Source organism: Yokenella regensburgei ATCC 49455 (assembly GCF_000735455.1).
In the GTDB taxonomy this organism is placed as follows: Bacteria; Pseudomonadota; Gammaproteobacteria; order Enterobacterales; family Enterobacteriaceae; genus Yokenella; species Yokenella regensburgei.
Map to the genome: position 1 here is coordinate 1 of NZ_JMPS01000083.1, position 22,009 is coordinate 22,009.

Genomic DNA, 22,009 nt, shown 5'->3' on the forward strand with positions numbered 1-22,009 from the left:
TTTCGAATCTAATATCATAGTCCTTTCAACTCTATCGCAACTTTTCACTCTGAGTAGAAAGGTTAATAACAACTGGCTTTTATCAGATCATACAGGTTTATACGATGAGTATGAGGCAGAAAGGATATCCAAACGGTCCCCTGGTGAGAGCAATATGGGATTGCTGTGATGAGCTGTATGAGCGTTTAGGCCGCGTTCCTGAAAGACAGGAACTCTTGCAGGAGATGAAGCTACGGGAACCCGAGAGGGCAGGTCTAAGTACTTATGGAAGACAGAGAATTGAATGGAAGCTGTACCACGATTTTGAAAGCACGGAGAAAGCAGATAGTTGCCTTAATATTATACCCGCGGAATTTTTAGAGCCACAGCTACGCCGAGTTGTTTATGCCGTTACACAACTGGGGGAAGTTTCGATTCCACAGGTCATTGAATGGCTTGATTTTAGCAACGCCCCGCTAAAGTTGAATGAAATTCGATCACAATTCCAGGCGCTCACCGTCAATGATAATCAGCGTGCACGATATCGTGCATCCCGTACCAGCATGGTTAGCGATCAGGGGCATTATATGGACAAGCTCTTCCGCACCGGAAAAGGGAGGGCGACCCGCTATGTTCTTTATGATCCAAACATACACGGTGTCTGGGATATTGGCGATGACGGAAAAACGCCAGTAGAGATTGTAAAACCTACTTTCCTAGAGAGGTTAAGGATTTTGCATGAATGTACTGATTGTCCTGAGTTAAAACTGGAGGATATGCGTGCAAGAGTGCTGAGGGAAATTGTGGATCGTGAAGGTCAGCCTATCTTTAGGAAAAGACTACTGGATGCCTACAATCGAGCATGTGCAGTTACCGACTGTGCGATCGCTGAATTACTTGAGGCCGCTCATATAATTCCTTATTCAGGTGCCCAGCATTGTAAGGCCATGCACGGAATACTTCTCAGGACCGATATACACACGCTATTTGACAAAGGGCTGCTTTGGATAGAGCAGAACTTTAGGGTTAGCCTCGACCCTGGGTTACTAAACAGTGAGTACGGTCATTTACAGGGTAAATTAATGAGATTGCCGGAGGCACGAATGGATCGCCCACTTAAGGCTCATCTCGCCTATCATCGTGCGCTTTTTGTAAATAAATTATGATGTTATATTGAATGCTCGAAAGCAAGTTTGACCTGCTCCCCGTTGATTGACATACGGCGTGATGTTAGTAATGTCTTAACCAGGTGTGAGAACAATTGCGAACTTCCGCTTCTCGCTCTTAGCAGACCTTGCGATTTTTCAAGAGGTCCCTGTCGAGCCAACAGTGAACATAGGCATAAACAAAGAATACCAATTCCGTAGCACAGAGCCCTCTGTTTTGTTAGTCTTGTTCGGGCTGTTCACCACGCGCTAAACACATTTTGGATTGAATTGCATGCACCGACTTTATACCTACCTTTGCAATATTCACGCACTTCCCTCAACAGTTTTTACAGTTAAAAAGACGGAAAATATTGAAGAGAGTATTGATGGGGACAACATAATTGAAGAGTGCCAAACCATTTACGAATTTAACAATGGTGTAAAGATTTTATGTAAGACGGAGTCAGATACCTTCCAGTCCGACGACATATGCTGTGAGTGCTGGATCAGCTATGAGGTCGTACACGATGGTGGATATTTAATCCACCCTCTAAAAAAACAATTTTATAATCGTTGTCAGGAGACATTCTGGATGAAAATGCAGAAACATCTCGACTGCCCCCCTCCCCCCGAATAATTGCTCATAGCGGGCTTTATTGTAATGATGTTTGAAATAACCCGTAACCTACTCCCCGCTGATTAATACATCGCGATGTTAGTAATGTCCTCAATAACAGCGTGAGGATATATCTATTAATGGATGTGTTTGCGAGGAGCATCCTCCGTGAAGCAGAAGCCAGATTCCCGCCCAACAAATTTGGTGCAAGCACGCTATCATTCACGTGACCTTATACACACTACGCAAAAGGTTCCACGGTAGTAAGAACCGGAAGTGAAACCTCTTAACTCACGAGAAGAACATTCCCCCCAAAAGCGACTCACGAGACCTTTATGGACACGAATGGTTGTATTTAACCTTAGAGAAAAGTCAACTCGACAAGCATGGGGCCAGTAGGGATAAATTGTGCTTGTTGAAGACTGTCGCACATAAAGATAGAACAACTCCAGAACAAGTCTGACCGGGTTTTACTGGAACGTTTTAGAAGAGGTTTTGATAAATTATTTTGATAAAATTTTGATAACCGTTAGCAGGCTATCCAAAAACAACGGGAGCGTTACACTCCCGTTAATGGATTTAACAAATATCCAGATTACATATTGGCAATGATCGCATCGCCAAACTCTGAACATTTCAGCAACTTAGCACCTTCCATCAGACGTTCGAAATCGTAGGTCACGGTTTTCGCGTTGATGGCACCGCTCATGCCTTTAACAATTAAATCGGCCGCTTCGGTCCAGCCCATGTGACGCAGCATCATTTCAGCAGAGAGGATAACGGAACCCGGGTTCACTTTATCCTGGCCTGCGTACTTCGGTGCAGTCCCGTGGGTGGCTTCGAACAGTGCGCATTCGTCACCGATGTTGGCACCCGGAGCGATACCGATACCGCCAACCTGCGCCGCCAGGGCGTCAGAGATGTAGTCACCGTTAAGGTTCATACAGGCGATAACGTCGTATTCAGCCGGACGCAGCAGGATCTGCTGCAGGAAGGCATCAGCGATAACGTCTTTGATGATGATCTCTTTGCCGGTTTTCGGGTTCTTCACTTTCTGCCACGGACCGCCGTCAATCAACTCGCCACCGAATTCGGTACGGGCCAGTTCATAGCCCCAGTCTTTGAACGCACCTTCGGTGAACTTCATGATGTTACCCTTGTGTACCAGGGTTACAGAATCACGGTTGTTGTCGATAGCGTACTGGATAGCCGCGCGTACCAGGCGTTTGGTACCTTCTTCTGAACACGGCTTGATGCCGATGCCGCAATGTTCCGGGAAGCGGATTTTCTTCACGCCCATCTCTTCGCGCAGGAACTTGATGACTTTTTCTGCATCAGCGGAGTCAGCTTTCCATTCGATACCGGCGTAGATGTCTTCAGAGTTTTCGCGGAAGATAACCATGTCGGTCAGCTCCGGGTGTTTAACCGGGCTCGGAGTACCGTCGTAGTAACGTACCGGACGCAGGCAGACGTACAGATCCAGCTCCTGACGCAGGGCAACGTTCAGGGAACGAATGCCGCCGCCGACCGGAGTGGTCAGAGGGCCTTTGATGGCAACACGATATTCACGAATCAGATCGAGCGTTTCAGCAGGCAGCCAGACGTCCTGGCCGTAAACGTGGGTGGATTTCTCACCGGTGTAAATTTCCATCCAGGAAATTTTACGCTCACCTTTGTAGGCTTTTTCAACAGCGGCATCAACCACTTTCAGCATCGGGGGGGTAACGTCAACGCCGATACCATCGCCTTCAATGAACGGGATAATCGGGTTGTGAGGGACGTTCAGTTTGCCGTTTTGCAGGGTGATCTTTTGGCCTTCCGCCGGAACTACTACTTTGCTTTCCATTAACCTCTCCTTCGAGCGCTTCTGGGTTTGCTCTTCCTTTCCACACTGCGGGCGCGAATCAGTTTGAGCAATATAATTTTTTGTTAATGATTTGTAATGAGCGGGTCAATACTACCTGAATGTTGACCGCCATGAAAGGCATTCGTAATTAGGCTATAATGCGGCAATTGACAACGTCTGAAAATACCATGCAGAAAACTTCTAATAGAAATCACCGGGTTGAGCGATTCAGCTCACGACAAAACACCAAAGCGCGTAAACCAACCCAGCCCCGTCGCGTTATTCTGTTCAATAAACCCTACGATGTGCTGCCGCAGTTTACCGATGAAGCAGGACGCAGCACGCTGAAGGATTTTATCCCCGTTCAGGGGGTGTATGCGGCCGGTCGCCTGGACCGTGATAGTGAAGGCCTGCTGGTGTTAACCAACGATGGCGCACTGCAGGCACAGCTCACCCAGCCGGGCAAGCGCACGGGGAAAATTTACTACGTGCAGGTGGAAGGTGAACCCAGCGCTGAGGCGATAGCGGCGCTGCGTAACGGCGTGACGCTGAACGATGGCCCCACCCTGCCTGCTGGGGTTGAGGCAGTAGCGGAGCCCGAATGGCTATGGCCGCGCAACCCGCCTATTCGCGAGCGTAAATCCATTCCCACCGGTTGGTTAAAAATCACCCTTTATGAGGGCCGTAACCGTCAGGTCAGACGCATGACGGCACACGTTGGTCTTCCAACGCTGCGCCTCATTCGTTACGCAATGGGCGGTTATACCCTTGATAATCTCGCCAACGGTGAATGGCGGGATGCCTGACTAAGGAGCCAGAATGTTCAAGCCGCACGTTACCGTTGCCTGCGTGGTTCACGCCGAAGGCAAATTCCTCGTGGTGGAGGAGACCATTAACGGCAAAGCGCTGTGGAACCAGCCTGCCGGGCACCTGGAGGCGGACGAAACCCTGCTGCAGGCCGCCAGTCGCGAACTGTGGGAAGAGACCGGGATCCGCGCTACGCCGCAGCATTTTATTCGTATGCACCAGTGGCTGGCACCCGATCACACGCCCTTTCTGCGCTTTCTGTTTGCCATCGATCTTAACGAAACGTGCGCGACTGAACCGCACGACAGCGATATCGACCGCTGCCTGTGGCTCACCGCGGAGGAGATCCTGAACGCCAAAAACCTGCGTTCCGCGCTGGTTGCCGAAAGTATTCGCTGCTGGCAGAGCGGCGAGCGGCACCCGCTGTCGCTTGTCGGTGAATTTAACTGGCCATTCACAGAGGGTGTCAAGCCCGGGACTGCGTGATAGAATACGCCGCCTTAAAGTTTAATGTCGTGAGTATTCCATGTCAGATAACAGCCAGAAAAAAGTAATCGTCGGCATGTCCGGCGGTGTCGATTCCTCCGTTTCCGCCTACCTGTTACAACAACAGGGCTATAAGGTGGAGGGCCTGTTCATGAAGAACTGGGAGGAAGATGACGGCGAGGAATACTGCACCGCAGCGGCGGATCTGGCCGACGCTCAGGCCGTTTGCGATAAGCTCGGCATTGAACTGCACACCGTCAACTTTGCTGCAGAATACTGGGATAACGTGTTCGAGCTGTTCCTTGCGGAATATAAAGCCGGACGCACGCCAAACCCGGATATTCTGTGCAACAAAGAAATCAAATTTAAAGCCTTCCTGGAATTTGCCGCAGAAGATCTGGGTGCCGACTACATCGCCACCGGCCACTACGTGCGCCGCGCCGATGTCGACGGCAAAAGCCAGCTGCTGCGAGGCCTTGATGGCAACAAAGACCAGAGCTATTTCCTATACACCCTGAGCCATGAGCAGATTGCCCAGAGCCTGTTCCCGGTGGGTGAGCTGGAAAAACCTGAGGTCCGTAAAATCGCCGAAGCGCTCGACCTCATCACCGCGAAGAAAAAAGATTCTACCGGTATCTGCTTCATCGGTGAGCGTAAATTCCGTGAATTCCTTGGCCGCTACCTGCCGGCGCAGCCGGGTAAAATCCTGACCGTTGATGGTGAAGAGATTGGCCAGCACCAGGGCCTGATGTACCACACCCTCGGTCAGCGTAAAGGGCTCGGCATCGGTGGCACCAAAGAAGGTAGCGAAGATCCGTGGTACGTGGTCGATAAGGACGTTGAAAACAACATCCTTATCGTTGCCCAGGGTCACGAGCATCCGCGTCTGATGTCCGTAGGACTGATTGCCCAACAGCTGCACTGGGTCAACCGCGAGCCGCTGACCGGCACACTGCGCTGCACCGTGAAAACCCGCTACCGCCAGACCGATATTCCGTGCACCGTCACCGCCATTGACGATGAGCGTATCGAAGTACGCTTCGACGAGCCGGTTGCGGCGGTAACGCCGGGTCAGTCTGCGGTCTTTTACAGCGGTGAAGTCTGCCTTGGCGGCGGTATTATTGAACAACGTTTGCCGCTGCCGGTTTAATGCGTTTATTGCACACGAGCTAAGGAGTTTGCGTGGCCAAAAATTATTATGACATCACGCTGGCGCTGGCCGGGATCTGCCAGTCCGCCCGACTCGTACAACAGCTCGCGCATCAGGGGCATTGCGACAGCGATGCCCTGCACGTTTCGCTGAACAGCGTCATCGATCTGAACCCTTCTTCCACCCTCGGCGTGTTTGGCGGCAGCGAAGCCAACCTGCGCCTGGGTCTGGAAACCCTGCTCGCCGTGCTGAACGCCAGCAGCCGCCAGGGACTGAACGCCGAACTCACACGTTATACCCTAAGCATGATGGTGCTGGAGCGTAAACTTGCCGCCGCGAAAGGCGCGATGGATACCCTCGGTAACCGCATCGGTGGGCTACAGCGCCAGCTCGACCATTTTGATTTACAATCTGAAACGCTGCTGAGCGCCATGGCGGGCATTTACGTCGACGTCATCAGCCCGCTTGGTCCGCGTATTCAGGTTACCGGCTCCCCTGCGGTACTGCAAAGTCCTCAGGTTCAGGCCAAAGTTCGTGCTGCACTGCTGGCAGGCATTCGCGCCGCCGTACTGTGGCAGCAGGTTGGCGGTGGCCGCCTGCAACTGATGTTCTCTCGTAGTCGCCTGACCACCCAGGCCAAACACATTCTCGCTCATTTAACCCCGGAGTTGTGATTTATGGAATTATCCTCACTGACCGCCGTTTCCCCTGTCGATGGACGCTACGGCGATAAAGTCAGCGCGCTGCGCGGGATCTTCAGCGAATACGGTTTGCTGAAATTCCGTGTACAGGTTGAAGTACGCTGGCTGCAAAAACTGGCCGCGCACGCAGCGATCAAGGAAGTTCCTGCTTTTGCTGCCGACGCAAACGGTTACCTCGATACTATCGTCGCCAACTTTAATGAAGAAGATGCCGCTCGCATTAAGACCATCGAGCGCACCACCAACCACGACGTGAAAGCGGTTGAGTACTTCCTGAAAGAGAAAGTGGCAGCGATCCCGGAACTGCACGCGGTGTCTGAATTCATCCACTTCGCCTGCACCTCCGAAGACATCAACAACCTCTCCCACGCGCTGATGCTGAAAACCGCCCGCGATGAAGTGGTGCTGCCATACTGGCGCAAGCTCATCGACGCGGTGAAAGATCTCGCGGTGCAGTACCGTGATATCCCGCTGCTCTCCCGTACCCACGGCCAGCCGGCAACCCCATCCACCATGGGTAAAGAGATGGCGAACGTCGCATACCGTATGGAGCGTCAGTACCGTCAGCTGAACCAGGTGGAGATCCTCGGCAAAATCAACGGTGCCGTAGGTAACTACAACGCCCACATCGCCGCGTACCCGGAAGTTGACTGGCACCAGTTCAGCGAAGAGTTTGTATCTTCTCTCGGTATTCAGTGGAACCCGTACACCACTCAGATTGAGCCGCACGACTATATCGCCGAGCTGTTCGACTGCATCGCCCGTTTCAACACCATCCTCATCGATTTCGATCGTGACGTCTGGGGCTACGTGGCGCTGAACCACTTCAAGCAAAAAACCGTGGCGGGCGAAATCGGCTCCTCCACCATGCCGCATAAAGTGAACCCGATTGACTTCGAAAACTCCGAAGGCAACCTGGGCCTGGCTAACGCTGTGCTGCAGCACCTGGCGAGCAAACTGCCGGTCTCCCGCTGGCAGCGTGACCTGACCGACTCCACCGTGCTGCGTAACCTCGGCGTGGGTATTGGCTATGCGCTCATCGCGTATCAATCCACCCTGAAAGGCGTAAGTAAGCTCGAAGTGAACCGCGATCGTCTGCTGGCAGAACTCGACAGCAACTGGGAAGTCCTGGCTGAACCAATTCAGACCGTGATGCGCCGCTACGGCATTGAGAAGCCGTATGAAAAACTGAAAGAACTGACCCGCGGCAAGCGCGTGGATGCCGAAGGCATGAAGCAGTTCATCGACAGCCTGGCGCTGCCGGAAGAAGAAAAAACCCGTCTGAAGGCGATGACCCCGGCTAACTACCTGGGCCGTGCTATTCAGATGGTTGACGATTTGAAGTAAGCTTCCCTCCCCTCTCTGCGCCCGCGCAGAGAGGTTTTCCCCCGGTTTAATAAATGTTTATCTCCGAAATCCCATAATGAGCGTTAAACTAGTCTCATCATAATGTAGTGAGGAACAGACTATGCGCGTACTCGTTGTTGAAGATAATGCTCTGTTACGTCATCACCTGAAAGTACAGCTCCAGGAAATGGGGCATCAGGTCGATGCGGCAGAGGATGCCAGGGAAGCAGATTATTATCTGGGCGAGCATGTTCCTGATATCGCGCTGGTTGACCTCGGCTTACCCGATGAAGACGGTCTTTCGCTTATCCGTCGTTGGCGCAGCCATGACATTTCACTGCCGGTACTGGTGCTGACCGCGCGTGAAGGCTGGCAGGATAAGGTTGAAGTGCTGAGTGCAGGCGCTGACGACTACGTGACTAAACCGTTCCATATTGAAGAAGTTGCTGCCCGAATGCAGGCGCTGATGCGCCGTAACAGCGGCCTGGCCTCTCAGGTTATCTCGATGCCACCGTTCCAGGTGGATCTTTCGCGCCGCGAGCTCTCCATCAGCGATGAAGTAATTAAGCTTACCGCGTTTGAATACACCATCATGGAAACGCTTATCCGCAACAGCGGCAAAGTGGTCAGCAAAGACTCGCTGATGCTGCAGCTGTATCCGGATGCAGAGCTGCGTGAGAGTCATACGATTGATGTGCTGATGGGACGCCTGCGTAAAAAAATTCAGGCACAGTATCCGCATGACGTGATCACGACAGTCCGCGGTCAGGGCTACTTATTCGAACTTCGCTGATGAAAAGAATTACCCGGCACTTCCTGCCGCTCTCGCTACGGATCCGCTTTTTACTCGCCACCGCCGCCGTTGTCCTGGTGCTGTCGCTGGCCTATGGCGTAGTCGCCCTGGTGGGCTACAGCGTCAGCTTCGATAAAACCACCTTCCGCCTGCTGCGCGGAGAGAGCAACCTGTTCTACACCCTTGCCAAATCAGAGAACGGGAAAATCAGCGTCGAAATGCCGGAGGGCCTGAACCAGCAAAGCCCGACGATGGCGCTCATCTATAACCATCAGGGGAAACTGCTCTGGCAACAGCGCGATGTGCCGTGGCTGACGCAGCGTATTCGTCCCGACTGGCTCAACGAGAATGGCTTCCACGAAATTGAAGCCGATATGGACTCCAGTAGCATGCTGATGCGTAACGATCACAAGGTTCAGCAGCGGTTGAGTGAGTTTCGTGCCGACAACGAAGACTCCGAGATGACCCACTCGGTGGCGGTCAATATTTACCCCGCCAGGGGCAATATGCCGGATCTGACCATCGTGGTGGTCGATACCATTCCCGTCGAGCTTAAACGCTCGTACATGGTGTGGAGCTGGTTTATCTATGTGCTCGCCGCCAATTTACTGCTGGTTATTCCGCTCCTGTGGGTAGCCGCCTGGTGGAGTCTGCGCCCTATCGAATCGCTGGCGGGCGAAGTCCGCGAGCTGGAAGAGCATCACCGCGAACAGCTCAACCCGGAAACCACCCGCGAGCTGACGAGCCTGGTGCGTAACCTGAACCGCCTGCTGAAAAGCGAGCGCGAGCGCTACGACAAATATCGCACCACCCTCACCGACCTGACGCACAGCCTGAAAACACCGCTGGCGGTGCTGCAAAGCACGCTGCGCTCTATGCGCAGCGAGAAGCTCAGCGTGACCGACGCCGAGCCGATTATGCTTGAGCAAATTAGCCGTATTTCGCAGCAGATTGGCTACTATCTCCATCGCGCCAGCATGCGCGGCGGCAGTGCACTGCTGAGCCGGGAACTGCACCCGGTTGCCTCGCTGCTCGATAACCTGACCTCCGCGCTGAACAAGGTTTATCAGCGTAAAGGGGTGAACATCTCTCTCGATATTTCGCCTGAGATTAGCTTTGTCGGTGAGCAGAACGACTTCATGGAAGTGATGGGTAACGTACTCGATAACGCCTGTAAGTACTGCCTTGAGTTCGTCGAGGTTTCCGCCCGCCAGACCGATGAACATCTGCATATCATCGTTGAAGACGATGGCCCAGGGATCCCACAAAGTAAACGCAGACTGGTGTTCGATCGCGGTCAGCGGGCGGATACTCTGCGTCCAGGGCAAGGCGTTGGCCTCTCCGTCGCCCGCGAAATTGTCGATCAGTATGAAGGGAAAATACTCGCCGGAGACAGCCTGCTTGGCGGCGCCCGAATGGAGGTGATTTTCGGGCGTCAACAGGTTGACAGCAAAGACGGTGCGTCCTGAGAGAAATTCGCCGGGACTGCATCGTTATCAAACGGATTCCGTTATAATCCGTGTAGAACCTGCCTGCGAGAAATACTATGGACTACCATCTCACACTTAACTGGCCCGAATTCATCGAACGCTACTGGCAAAAACGCCCGGTCGTGTTGAAACGGGGCATCAATAATTTCGTCGACCCTATCAGCCCTGACGAGCTTGCCGGGCTGGCAATGGAAAACGAAGTCGACAGTCGGCTGGTCAGCCACCTCGACGGTAAATGGCAGGTCAGCCATGGGCCGTTCGACAGCTACGATCATCTTGGCGAAAACAACTGGTCGCTGCTGGTCCAGGCGGTGAACAACTGGCACGAACCCACGGCCGCGCTGATGCGCCCGTTCCGCGCGCTGCCGGACTGGCGCATGGACGATCTGATGATCTCCTTCTCCGTCCCCGGCGGCGGCGTTGGCCCGCACCTCGATCAGTATGACGTGTTTATTATTCAGGGTACCGGCCGCCGTCGCTGGCGCGTAGGTGAAAAGATCCCAATGAAGCAGCACTGCCCGCATCCGGACCTCCTGCAGGTAGACCCGTTTGATGCCATCATCGACGAAGAGATGGAACCAGGCGATATCCTCTATATTCCGCCAGGCTTCCCGCACGAAGGCTATTCGCTGGAAAACTCGCTGAACTACTCGGTGGGTTTCCGTGCGCCAAACGGGCGTGAACTCATCAGCGGCTTTGCCGATTATGTGCTGCAGCGCGAACTGGGTAGCCTGCGTTATACCGATCCCGACGTCCCCTCCCGCGAGCATCCGGCCGATATTCTGCCCGTCGAGCGTGACCGTCTGCGGGCGATGATGGTTGATCTGATGAATCAGCCGGAGCACTTTGACCAGTGGCTTGGCGAGTTTATCACCCAGTCTCGCCACGAGCTGGACATCTCTCCGCCGGAGCCGCCGTATCAGCCGGATGAAATCTACGATGCGCTGCAACAGGGCGATAAACTGGTTCGTCTGGGTGGCCTGCGCGTCGTGCGTATTGGTGAAGAGGTGTACGTCAACGGCGAGAAGGTTGACTCCCCGCACCGTCCGGCCCTCGCCGCGCTCGCCAGCCATATCGTGCTGACTCATGAGCACTTCGGCGCTGCGCTTGAAGACGCACCGTTCCTCGCGATGCTGGCCGCGCTGGTCAACAGCGGGTACTGGTTCTTCGAGGACTAAGTTCTAAAAAATCATGCAAAAGGATCGTAGGCCGGGTAAGGCGTAGTCCTACCCGGCAGTGTTGCCTGATGCGCTACGCTTATCAGGCCTACGGAGTTATGTCGTTCGTTACCACCGCTCGCCAGCATTCATCTCAATAACATCCCCACCCCAGTCCCGCTGGTACAATCCGGACCGGACATCACGATGAAAACTGGAAAAAGGCCAATCTTGTACACGTTGCACCCAACCATGTTTGACCGGGTTAAAGTAGGTGTAATCCATGTGACGACGGTAATCGGTCTCATCACAAATGGTATGCTCCCAGAACCGCGGTTGCCAGAGCCCACCGACGCCCAACGAACGGGTAAACGACTTTTTAATTTCGCGCCAACGACCTGAGTAATCACTTTCAGTTGGCGGCAGCGTCCAGATACAGTGCATATGTTCAGGCAGAACAACCCAGGCATCAATGGTGAACGGCATCCGTTGCATCACAGTTTTGACGCAAAGCCGTAGGGTCTGGATGTTGTGGGTCAGCAATTCGGTTTGACGGTTTTTCAGGTTGACGGTGAAAAACCAGGTTCCACCGTTAATGTAAGAACGACGATAGTCAGACACGAGGCAGATCCTTTGCTGTTCTGCCCGGTGTGCTGCGCTTACCGGGCCTACCGTTTTGTAGGCCGGATAAGCGCAGCGCATCCGGCACAGGCGAACAACTTATCCCTTCGCCGTTAGCTGCGCGATACGCACAATAACCTGCACCGCTTTCTCCATCCCTTCGAGCGTGACGAACTCATGCTTGCCATGATAGTTGTAGCCACCGGTAAACAGATTCGGGCACGGCAGGCCCATGAAGGAGAGCTGCGCGCCGTCAGTGCCGCCGCGAATCGGCTTCAACTGCGGCTCGATGTCGCAATCCTGCATCGCCTTACGGGCGATTTCCAGGATATGCGGATGCTCCATCACCTTCTCACGCATGTTGTAATAGCTGTCTTCGATAACCAGCTCGATGTAGCAATCCGGGTGCAGACCTTTACCTACCTTCTTCGCAATCTCCATCATCTTGCGCTTACGGGCTTCAAACTTTTTACGGTCGAAGTCACGAATGATGTAGTGCATTTCAGCGCGATCGACGGTGCCCTTCATGTTCGCCAGGTGGTAGAAACCCTCGTAGCCTTCGGTGGTTTCCGGCGTCTCATCGGCCGGGATTTCGGCATGAATACGGCTGGCAAGCGTCAGCGCGTTCACCATTACCCCTTTGGCAGTACCTGGGTGCACATTGTTACCCACGATTTTGATGGTCACTGATGCCGCGTTGAAGTTCTCATACTCAAGCTCACCCACGCCGCCGCCGTCGACGGTATAGGCCCACTTCGCGCCAAAGGCGGCAACGTCAAAGTGCTTCGCCCCTTTTCCCACTTCTTCATCGGGCGTAAACGCCACGCGGATATCACCGTGTGGGATGTTTTTCTCTTTCAGGGTGGCAAGCGCGGTCATTATCTCAGCCACGCCGGCTTTATCATCAGCGCCGAGCAGCGTTTTACCGTCGGTGGTGATGAGCGTCTGGCCCAGCAGCTGATGCAGAACCGGGAACATCACCGGTGACAGTACTTCATCACCGATACCGAGGGCGATATCTCCCCCACGATAGTTTTCCACAATCTGCGGATTGACGTTTTTACCGCTGAAATCGGGTGCGGTATCCACGTGCGAAATGAATCCGATGGCCGGGATATTGCCTGCCGTATTGGCCGGCAGAGTCCCCATCACGGTCCCTTTTTCGCTCAGAGTGACGTTAACCAGCCCCATCTCTTCAAGCTGTTCTTTGAGCAAACGTAACAGTTTCCACTGCCCCTCGGTGCTCGGTACCTGACGGACGCCAGGCTTCGACTGCGTATCCAGAGAAACATAGTGCAAAAAACGCTCAAGTAATTTATCCATGTAGTCACCCCCACTAATTGTGCAAACATTATCAGGAAGCACGAAAACACAAATATTGCGTCAGGTCACTTTTACCCCGCAGATACCCATTTTTTTTCACCCCCCGACCTGCTGAAATAAAGGTAGCTTATCAATACGTAACAAGGATTGGCGATTGCAGCGGTTTGCCGTAGAATGTCCGCCCTCATTAAGATTCACCAAGGTGGTCAACCACAAACCCCGCACCGGTCGCGTTCCGCTGCGTTTACATGGGACAGAGTAAAAAATTGAATACACAACCGCGTTCGCTTTCACCGTTGGTGCAACTGGCGGGGATAAGCAAAAGCTTTGATGGTAAGACGGTCATCTCCGATCTCAATTTGACCATCAAAAATGGTGAGTTCCTCACCCTGCTTGGCCCTTCTGGCTGCGGTAAAACCACCGTTCTTCGCCTGATTGCCGGACTGGAAAACGTCGACACTGGCCGGATCCATCTTGAAGACCATGACATCACCGATGTCCCCGCTGAAGACCGGCATGTCAATACCGTGTTTCAGAGCTACGCGCTGTTCCCTCATATGACGGTCTTTGAAAACGTCGCCTTCGGCCTGCGGATGCAGAAAACGCCGGAAGCGGAGCTGACACCCCGCGTGAACGACGCGCTGCGAATGGTTCAGCTCGAAGAGTTTGCTCAGCGCAAGCCGCACCAGCTCTCCGGCGGCCAACAGCAGCGTGTCGCCATCGCCCGCGCCGTCGTCAATAAGCCGCGCCTGCTGCTGCTCGATGAATCCCTCTCGGCCCTCGATTACAAACTGCGTAAGCAGATGCAGAACGAACTTAAAGCGCTGCAACGTAAGCTCGGCATTACTTTCGTGTTCGTTACCCACGATCAGGAAGAAGCGTTAACCATGTCGGATCGCATCGTGGTAATGCGTGATGGTCGCATTGAGCAGGACGGAACGCCGCGCGAAATCTATGAAGAGCCGAAGAACCTGTTCGTGGCAAGCTTCATTGGTGAGATCAATATTTTTACCGCCACGGTGATTGAACGCATCGACGAGAAGCGGGTTCGCGCTAACGTCGAAGGTCGTGAAGGTAATATCTACGTCGACTTCGCGGTTCAGCCAGGCCAGACGCTGAACGTACTGCTGCGCCCGGAAGATTTGCGCGTAGATGAAATCAACGACGATAAGCCTTTTGAAGGGCTGGTCGGCTATGTGCGCGAACGTAACTACAAGGGCATGACTCTTGAGTCGGTGGTAGAGCTTGAAAACGGCAAGATGGTGATGGTCAGTGAGTTCTTCAACGAAGACGACCCTGACTTTGACCACTCTCTGGACCAGAAAATGGCCATCAAATGGGTCGAAAGCTGGGAGGTTGTGCTGGCCGATGAAGAACACCAGTAAATTTCAAAAGGTGGTGATTGCCACCATTGTCGCCTGGCTGGTGCTGTTCGTCTTTCTGCCCAACCTGATGATCATCGTCACCAGTTTCCTGACCCGCGATGACGCAAGCTTCGTCAAGATGGTGTTTACACTTGATAACTATGCGCGTCTGATGGATCCGCTCTATTTTCAGGTGCTGCTGCATTCCCTGAACATGGCGGTGATCGCTACCCTCGCCTGTCTGCTGCTGGGCTATCCGTTTGCCTGGTTCCTGGCCCGCCTGCCGAAAAAGGTGCGTCCGCTGCTGCTGTTTTTGCTAATTGTTCCTTTCTGGACCAACTCACTTATTCGTATCTACGGTCTGAAGATATTCCTCAGTACCAAAGGGTACCTGAATGAGTTTCTGCTCTGGCTTGGGGTTATTGATACACCGATACGTATTATGTACACCCCCGGGGCCGTCATTATTGGCCTGGTCTATATCCTGCTGCCGTTTATGGTGATGCCGCTGTACTCCAGTATTGAGAAGCTGGATAAACCGCTGCTGGAAGCCGCGCGGGATCTCGGTGCCAATAAAATGCAGACATTTATCCGCATCATCATTCCACTGACCATGCCGGGCATTGTCGCGGGCTGTCTGCTGGTGATGCTGCCGGCGATGGGGCTGTTCTACGTCTCGGATCTGATGGGCGGTGCGAAAAACCTGCTTATCGGTAACGTGATTAAGAGTCAGTTCCTCAATATCCGCGACTGGCCGTTCGGTGCCGCCACCAGCATTACGCTGACGGTGGTGATGGGATTAATGCTGCTGGTGTACTGGCGCGCATCTCGTCTACTGAATAAAAAGGTGTCCGAAATAGATAGCTAAATTATCCCAGTCGATATAATAAGCAAGGCTAAATTAATATTTAGCCTTGCTTACCAATGGGGCAAAGAAAATAATTTAATCCCCTGTTATACAATCAATATATCCCACAAGAATATATCCCTTAACCTGCTTACAAAATAAACATTTTTGCCTGATGGATAATTAATCAAGGCGGAATAATACTCATCAATGGCGGATATTCTCTGCCGTCCTACACCAGCTGTGCTTGTTTCCAAAATCATCTGATTTATCCCGGAGGTAAGCCGTGAAAAAACATCAAACCTACGATCAGTTCGAAGTTCTGCCCTATCCCAGCAGCCTGCGTACCGGCTGGCTACCATCCCGTGAAAGTAACGCCTGGCAGGCCTTCCATGAACAAATAGCTGAGCGCATTGCCAGTGCCACAGGAGGTTTCTCTCCGGTGGTGCAGGATTTACTTAATTTTCTGAAAAACGATCCTATTGCCACCTGGCTCATGCAGGACGCTTGTCGGCAGAATCTTACAATGCTCAATACGCAGGGGCTGGATACTGATGGTGTACCGCTGCCACGTATTTCGGATGCGGAATACTTCGCCGCCGTCTGTAATACGCTGCTCACCTGGTGGCCGCGCTTTATTAATAACGATCTGGTTGGTCTGCCATTTTCCGCCTTTACCGTCGGTATTGATCCAACGCTTTCAGGCTCCGCGCTGTTTGGTTTGCCGCAATTTAATGCCAAAATGCGGGCCGTACTCAATGAATGGCACAAATATCTGGGTACGCCGGCGTCTGGTGCTGGTTTCAGCGTGGACGGCCAGCAGTGGCTCTCACCCGATGCCAAAAAAATGTACCAGTTCGATTTGTGGAAAAAAGACAGCGAGAAGCTCCCCTACTGGACCTCGTGGAACTCTTTCTTCACCCGGCAGTTTAAAGATCCGGCTCAAGCACGACCGGTTGCTGCCCCATCCTCTAACCAGATAGTCAATTGCCCCAACGATGGCTCACTCTTCCGTTGGGACTGGAATGTAGCTAAAAACGATACCTTCTGGTTCAAGGACATGAACTACTCCCTGAAGGATATTCTGAGCTCAGCCGATCCGAAGCAGCAGGCGGTTATCGACAAATATGGCCTGGTGGATATGTTTACCGGCGGGTACATCTTCCAGACCTACCTCAACCCCTATAACTTCCACCGCTGGTGGGTGCCGGTGAACGGTGAAGTTCTCTTCGATCCGATTGCTGTTCCGGGGGCGTTCTTCAACAAGCTGGTGCTGCCAGATTTTGGCGGCGCAACCACGGCCTCGCTCCCCTATCTCTGCGAGGTCAACGCGCGCGGGATTATCGTCTTCAAAACCCCCGACTACGGCTACGTCTGCTGCATTCCGCTCGGCATGAGCGAAGTCTCAACCATCGCGTTTGACCCGGCGATGAAGCAAGGCGCGAAGGTGAAAAAAGGCCAGGAAATGGGCATGTTCAACTACGGCGGTTCCTCCTTCGCCATCATCTACCAGAACCTTCCCAACAAGCAGCTGGTGTTTATGAACGACCAGGGCCAGCACTTCCCGCAGCGCCCGGTTCTGCCCACCAGCAGCGCAGGTACCGGCAGTATTGTCACCAACATTGGCGCGCAGATTGGCGTCTGGTATTCACGCTGAGCGAAAATGGGGCAACCGCATGTGTACAACCATGATCTTTACCCGGAGCGCCTGTGCGGATGGCGCTATGCGCGTTACGCATTCCGATGACAACGAGCTGTCTGACCAGAGGCTTATCTATGTGCCAGCACAGGACCATCCGCCGGGGGCAGAACGCGGCGTGGTCGACGGCAGCGCTGACCCTTACCCGCGACTGGTGAGTTATGCCAGAGGGCCAAATTATGCACTGCCTGGCTATCCTGAAACGCCGCTCATTGGTCTGATCCCGCAGGTCGCGCATACCTGGGCCTATTATGACGGTAGCTACGGGGTGATGAACGAGCACAACCTGATGTTTGGTGAATGCACCAACGGCGCGAAATTCCAGCCGAACCACGTCTCCCAGGAGGAGGCTTCCCGGGAAGGGAAGCAGTGCCGCCTGTTTTACAGCGCCGAACTGTCGCGCATTGCGCTGGAGCGCTGCACCCGTGCGCGAGAGGCCGTTGAGCTGATGGGCAGCCTTATTGACGAATACGGCTATTTCTCCACCGGAGAAACGCTGCTGGTGGGGGATGAAAACGAGGCCTGGGTCTTTGAAATGTGTGCGCTTCCGGACGAAAAATATCACTCTGCCTGGGCCGCACAGCGCGTCCCCGACGGCGAGGTGTTCGTCGCCGCCAACGAATTTCGCATTCGGGTACTGGAGAAGGGCAATCCCGATCAGCTATGGTCGCCATTACTGGAGCCGGGGGTGGAAAAAATCGGCTGGTGGAAACCTGCCGACGGTCCTCTCGACTGGCTGCCCACGGTGAGCGAGGGGGAGTATTCTCACCCCTATTACTCACTGCGGCGCGTGTGGCGGGTATTCGATCAGGTAAATCCGGATCTGGCACTCAGCCCATGGGTCAACGGGAAAGGCTACACCACCGACTATCCGTTCTCTATTCCTCCCTCCCGACCGCTTTCGCGGCACGATATTTTCAGTCTCTATCGCGATCACTATGAAGGTACCGAGTTTGACCTGACGCAGGGCATTGCCGCCGGGCCCTATGGCGATCCGAACCGCTTTATTGGCCCTTACGACGGCGCGCAGAATAATATCTCCAGCGAAGTTCTGTATGGCGCCTGGGAGCGCGCCATCTCTATCTTCTATCAGGGATATATTTCAGTGTGCGAAGTCCGCCCCACGGCGCCGGATTTGACAAAAGGTGTCTGCTGGTTTGGCCCGGACGTAGCTTATACCACCTGCTTTACCCCTTTTCCGGCCAAAATGACTGATTTGCCGAAAAGCTATCAGACCGGGGACCCGCAGGTTTTCAGCCGGGACGTTGCCTGGTGGGCGTTCGACTTTGTCGCCAACTGGGCGCGACTCAACTACCAACGGATGTGCAAGGTGGATATTCGCCCTCTTCAACAACAGCTTGAGGCCCAGGGTGAAGCGGTACTTGCTGCCTGGGACGCCGACGCGGCATCCGGGAAGCTTGATGTGAACGGTTTAACCCGCCTGGCCGCTGCAGAAGCAGGTAACGTGGTCACGCAGTGGTGGCAGCTTGCCGACCGATTAATCGCCAAGTATTCCGACGGTTACGTTAACGGCACGCCGGAAAAACCGCAGAACCCGGCGCCGGTGGCTGTCGGTTACTCATCAGACTGGCTAGGGAAAACCAACTATGCCCAGGGACCGGTCAGCTACGCTATGCATTTCAGGAACAATGAGTAGGTTGTGAGGCGGTAAACGTGAAAAAAGGCGCCTTCTGGCGTCTTTTTCTTATGTGCGACATCGACTTCTCCAGGAGGGTCAGAGGATATTCCGCTTGTAAAAATGGGATTTTTGGTCCCGTTCACCCGGCATTTTGTTGTAAAATGCGCGGCCTGAACATCAACGGCGGATTTTCTTTGTTTTCCGTGTGGTGAAAAGTTTTGGAGATATTTTGGAGAAAAGCAAAAAATTGAAGTATTTCAGCACTCTAAAACTGAATTCTCAGCTTCGCTACCAGGCGGTACTGGCATGATCGGTCGCCTGCTTCGCGGCAGCTTCATGACTGCCATTTACGCCTACCTGTATATCCCGATCATCATTCTGATCGTTAACTCCTTTAACAGCTCGCGTTTTGGTATCAACTGGCAGGGATTTTCCACCCAGTGGTACAGCCTGCTGATGAACAACGACAGTCTGCTACAGGCGGCACAGCACTCGCTGACCATGGCGGTGTTCTCGGCCACTTTCGCCACGCTGATTGGTTCACTCACCGCCGTGGCGCTGTATCGCTACCGTTTTCGCGGTAAACCGTTCGTCAGCGGCATGCTGTTTGTGGTGATGATGTCCCCGGACATCGTCATGGCAATCTCTCTGCTGGTGCTGTTTATGCTGCTGGGTGTACAGCTCGGCTTCTGGTCGCTGCTGTTCTCGCATATCACCTTCTGCCTGCCGTTTGTGGTAGTTACCGTGTACTCTCGCCTGAAAGGTTTTGACGTGCGTATGCTGGAAGCGGCGAAGGATTTAGGCGCCAGCGAGCTCACTATCCTGCGTAAAATTATTCTGCCGCTGGCAATGCCCGCCGTTGCCGCCGGATGGTTACTGAGCTTTACCCTGTCGATGGACGACGTGGTGGTCTCCTCGTTCGTCACCGGCCCGGGTTATGAAATTCTGCCATTGAAGATTTACTCGATGGTGAAAGTCGGCGTCTCGCCTGAGGTGAACGCGCTGGCGACTATTCTGTTGGTGTTATCGCTGGTGATGGTTATCCTCAGCCAGCTTATTGCACGTGATAAAACTCAGGGGACGTTAAAATGAAAAAATGGTCACGCCACCTGCTCGCGGCGGGTGCTCTTGCCTTCGGCATGAACGCAGCGCACGCGGACGACAGCAAAACGCTCTACTTCTACAACTGGACGGAGTATGTACCGCCTGGATTGCTGGAGCAGTTCACCAAAGAGACCGGCATTAAGGTCATTTATTCGACCTACGAGTCGAATGAAACCATGTATGCCAAACTCAAAACCTATAAAGAAGGCGCCTACGATCTGGTGGTTCCGTCCACCTACTACGTCGCCAAAATGCGCAAAGAAGGCATGCTGCAGCAGATCGATAAAACGAAGTTGACCAACTTCCATAACCTCGATCCCGCAATGCTGAACAAGTCGTTCGATCCTAACAACGACTACTCGATCCCTTACATCTGGGGTGCGACGGCGATTGGCGTCAACAGCGATGCGATTGACCCGAAGACCGTTACCAGCTGGGCTGATCTGTGGAAGCCGGAATACAAAGGTAGCCTGCTGCTGACCGACGACGCCCGTGAAGTGTTCCAGATGGCGCTGCGTAAGCTCGGTTACTCCGGCAATACGACTGACCCGAAAGAGATTGAAGCAGCGTATAACGAGTTGAAAAAACTGATGCCAAACGTGGCGGCGTTCAACTCTGATAACCCGGCTAACCCGTATATGGAAGGGGAAGTAAATCTGGGGATGGTGTGGAACGGTTCTGCGTTTGTGGCCCGTCAGGCCGGCACACCGCTGGAGATCGTCTGGCCGAAAGAAGGTGGCATCTTCTGGATGGATAGCCTCGCTATCCCGGCCAACGCGAAGAACGTTGATGGTGCCCTGAAGCTGATTAACTTCCTGCTGCGCCCGGAAGTGGCAAAACAGGTAGCAGAAACCATTGGCTACCCAACGCCGAACCTGGAAGCGCGCAAGCTCCTGAGCCCGCAGGTTGCCAACGACAAGTCACTGTATCCGGATGCGGACACCGTTAAGAAAGGTGAATGGCAGGACGACGTCGGCGATGCCAGCCGTCTTTATGAAGAGTATTACCAGAAGCTGAAAGCCGGTCGGTAATAAAAAACGGAGCCTGCGGGCTCCGTTTTTTATCATAAGCCTTTCAGAAGTTTATCAACAAACTCCGGTACGACCTGGCTTGCCAGTCCATAGTGCTTTTCTTCGAACTCGCTGCCCACCTGGCTTGGCTCAAGGTTGAGTTCAACCGTATGCGCCCCGTGCAGTTTTGCCTCATGAACAAACCCGGCCGCCGGATACACGTGCCCCGAGGTGCCGATGGCGATAAACACATCCGCCATTGCCAGCGCGCTGTAGATGTCATCCATCCCCAGCGGCATCTCGCCAAACCACACCACGTGCGGACGCAGCGGTGCCGGAAACTGGCAGCAATGGCATTTGTCTTCCGCCGTGACGTCGCCCGTCCATTCCAGCACCTGACCGCTCCAGGAACAGCGCACCTTCAGCAGTTCCCCGTGCATATGAATAATATGCTGGTTCCCTGCCCGTTCGTGCAGATTATCGATGTTCTGGGTGATCAGCAAGAAACGGGAGCCCAGCGCCGCTTCCAGACGCGCCAGCGCCTGATGAGCCGCATTAGGCACTATCTCTGGCTGCTGGAGCTCTGCGCGGCGTGCGTTGTAAAACGCCTGCACCAGCGCCGGATCGCGCGCAAATCCTTCGGGGGTAGCGACATCCTCAACCCGATGTTCTTCCCACAGGCCGTCTGCCGCCCGAAAGGTACGAATGCCTGACTCCGCCGAAATTCCGGCACCGGTCAGGACCACCACTCTCGGTTTCTCTACTGCTTCCGGTACCATGCTGTCTCTGAAGAAAATCCGCTGACGCAGGCGATCGCGCAGCCGACGTTTGTTAAGGCGAAAGCGAGTGAGTCGATGTAAACGGCGCGACTGCATAACAACC

General features: G+C 53.8%; 19 protein-coding genes. 15 read left to right on the top strand and 4 right to left on the bottom strand.

The window, feature by feature from the left end; all coding sequences use genetic code 11:
• Positions 1–104 precede the first annotated feature (104 nt).
• Positions 105–1,145 carry an HNH endonuclease gene (locus GYRE_RS24330; protein WP_051861012.1) on the top strand — a complete coding sequence of 347 codons (1,041 nt, stop codon included), beginning with the start codon at positions 105–107 and terminating at the stop codon, positions 1,143–1,145.
• A gap of 1,193 nt (positions 1,146–2,338) precedes the next feature.
• On the opposite strand, the gene icd is transcribed toward GYRE_RS24330, so the two are convergent.
• Positions 2,339–3,589 carry an NADP-dependent isocitrate dehydrogenase gene (gene icd, locus GYRE_RS21050; protein WP_038258153.1) on the bottom strand — a complete coding sequence of 417 codons (1,251 nt, stop codon included), beginning with the start codon at positions 3,587–3,589 and terminating at the stop codon, positions 2,339–2,341.
• A gap of 158 nt (positions 3,590–3,747) precedes the next feature.
• Between icd and rluE the strand changes: the two genes are divergently transcribed.
• From rluE to GYRE_RS21090, 8 genes are all read left to right on the top strand, one after another.
• A complete protein-coding gene (rluE, locus tag GYRE_RS21055; RefSeq protein WP_006819533.1) occupies positions 3,748–4,395 on the top strand; it encodes a 23S rRNA pseudouridine(2457) synthase RluE in 648 nt (215 codons plus the stop codon).
• A 13-nt stretch (positions 4,396–4,408) separates the two neighbouring features.
• Positions 4,409–4,882 carry an NUDIX hydrolase gene (locus GYRE_RS21060; RefSeq protein WP_006819532.1) on the top strand — a complete coding sequence of 158 codons (474 nt, stop codon included), beginning with the start codon at positions 4,409–4,411 and terminating at the stop codon, positions 4,880–4,882.
• 40 nt (positions 4,883–4,922) lie between these two features.
• The gene (mnmA, locus tag GYRE_RS21065; protein ID WP_006819531.1) at positions 4,923–6,032 is read left to right on the top strand and encodes a tRNA 2-thiouridine(34) synthase MnmA; all 1,110 of its coding nucleotides are present in this window, start codon (positions 4,923–4,925) and stop codon (positions 6,030–6,032) included.
• A 32-nt stretch (positions 6,033–6,064) separates the two neighbouring features.
• Positions 6,065–6,706: a high frequency lysogenization protein HflD gene (hflD, locus tag GYRE_RS21070; protein WP_006819530.1), complete on the top strand. Its 642-nt coding sequence runs from the start codon at positions 6,065–6,067 to the stop codon at positions 6,704–6,706.
• Between the two features lie 3 nt (positions 6,707–6,709).
• Entirely contained in the window at positions 6,710–8,080 is a 1,371-nt protein-coding gene (gene purB, locus GYRE_RS21075; RefSeq protein ID WP_006819529.1) for an adenylosuccinate lyase, read from the top strand.
• A gap of 121 nt (positions 8,081–8,201) precedes the next feature.
• A complete protein-coding gene (phoP, locus tag GYRE_RS21080) occupies positions 8,202–8,873 on the top strand; it encodes a two-component system response regulator PhoP (RefSeq protein ID WP_006819528.1) in 672 nt (223 codons plus the stop codon).
• Complete coding sequence (gene phoQ / locus GYRE_RS21085) at positions 8,873–10,342, top strand: two-component system sensor histidine kinase PhoQ (protein ID WP_006819527.1); 1,470 nt, start codon at positions 8,873–8,875, stop codon at positions 10,340–10,342. The genes phoP and phoQ overlap by 1 nt, the downstream gene beginning before the upstream one ends.
• Before the next feature lie 77 nt (positions 10,343–10,419).
• Complete coding sequence (locus tag GYRE_RS21090) at positions 10,420–11,541, top strand: ribosomal protein uL16 3-hydroxylase (protein WP_006819526.1); 1,122 nt, start codon at positions 10,420–10,422, stop codon at positions 11,539–11,541.
• Between the two features lie 108 nt (positions 11,542–11,649).
• Here the strand turns inward: GYRE_RS21090 and GYRE_RS21095 are convergent, their stop codons facing one another.
• Both GYRE_RS21095 and pepT read right to left on the bottom strand, forming a co-directional pair.
• Positions 11,650–12,141, bottom strand: a complete 492-nt coding sequence (locus tag GYRE_RS21095; RefSeq protein WP_038258187.1) for an REP-associated tyrosine transposase — start codon at positions 12,139–12,141, stop codon at positions 11,650–11,652.
• A 99-nt stretch (positions 12,142–12,240) separates the two neighbouring features.
• Positions 12,241–13,464, bottom strand: a complete 1,224-nt coding sequence (pepT, locus tag GYRE_RS21100) for a peptidase T (RefSeq protein WP_006819524.1) — start codon at positions 13,462–13,464, stop codon at positions 12,241–12,243.
• A gap of 248 nt (positions 13,465–13,712) precedes the next feature.
• Between pepT and potA the strand changes: the two genes are divergently transcribed.
• The 6 genes from potA (at position 13,713) to potD (ending at position 21,148) form a co-directional block, all read left to right on the top strand.
• Positions 13,713–14,849 (top strand): spermidine/putrescine ABC transporter ATP-binding protein PotA, encoded by a 1,137-nt coding sequence (gene potA, locus GYRE_RS21105; RefSeq protein ID WP_038258160.1) that lies wholly within the window; start codon positions 13,713–13,715, stop codon positions 14,847–14,849.
• Entirely contained in the window at positions 14,833–15,696 is an 864-nt protein-coding gene (gene potB / locus GYRE_RS21110; protein WP_006819520.1) for a spermidine/putrescine ABC transporter permease PotB, read from the top strand. Before potA ends, potB begins: the two co-directional genes overlap by 17 nt.
• Before the next feature lie 265 nt (positions 15,697–15,961).
• Positions 15,962–17,332 (top strand): phosphatidylserine decarboxylase family protein, encoded by a 1,371-nt coding sequence (locus GYRE_RS21115; protein WP_038258163.1) that lies wholly within the window; start codon positions 15,962–15,964, stop codon positions 17,330–17,332.
• Positions 17,333–17,399: 67 nt separating this feature from the next.
• Positions 17,400–19,031 carry a dipeptidase gene (locus GYRE_RS21120; RefSeq protein WP_248782266.1) on the top strand — a complete coding sequence of 544 codons (1,632 nt, stop codon included), beginning with the start codon at positions 17,400–17,402 and terminating at the stop codon, positions 19,029–19,031.
• 288 nt (positions 19,032–19,319) lie between these two features.
• On the top strand, positions 19,320–20,105 hold the full coding sequence (potC, locus tag GYRE_RS21125) for a spermidine/putrescine ABC transporter permease PotC (protein ID WP_006819516.1): 786 nt from the start codon (positions 19,320–19,322) through the stop codon (positions 20,103–20,105).
• Positions 20,102–21,148, top strand: a complete 1,047-nt coding sequence (gene potD / locus GYRE_RS21130) for a spermidine/putrescine ABC transporter substrate-binding protein PotD (protein ID WP_038258168.1) — start codon at positions 20,102–20,104, stop codon at positions 21,146–21,148. Before potC ends, potD begins: the two co-directional genes overlap by 4 nt.
• A 32-nt stretch (positions 21,149–21,180) precedes the next feature.
• Here the strand turns inward: potD and cobB are convergent, their stop codons facing one another.
• Positions 21,181–22,002: a Sir2 family NAD+-dependent deacetylase gene (cobB, locus tag GYRE_RS21135; RefSeq protein WP_038258171.1), complete on the bottom strand. Its 822-nt coding sequence runs from the start codon at positions 22,000–22,002 to the stop codon at positions 21,181–21,183.
• Positions 22,003–22,009 lie beyond the last annotated feature (7 nt).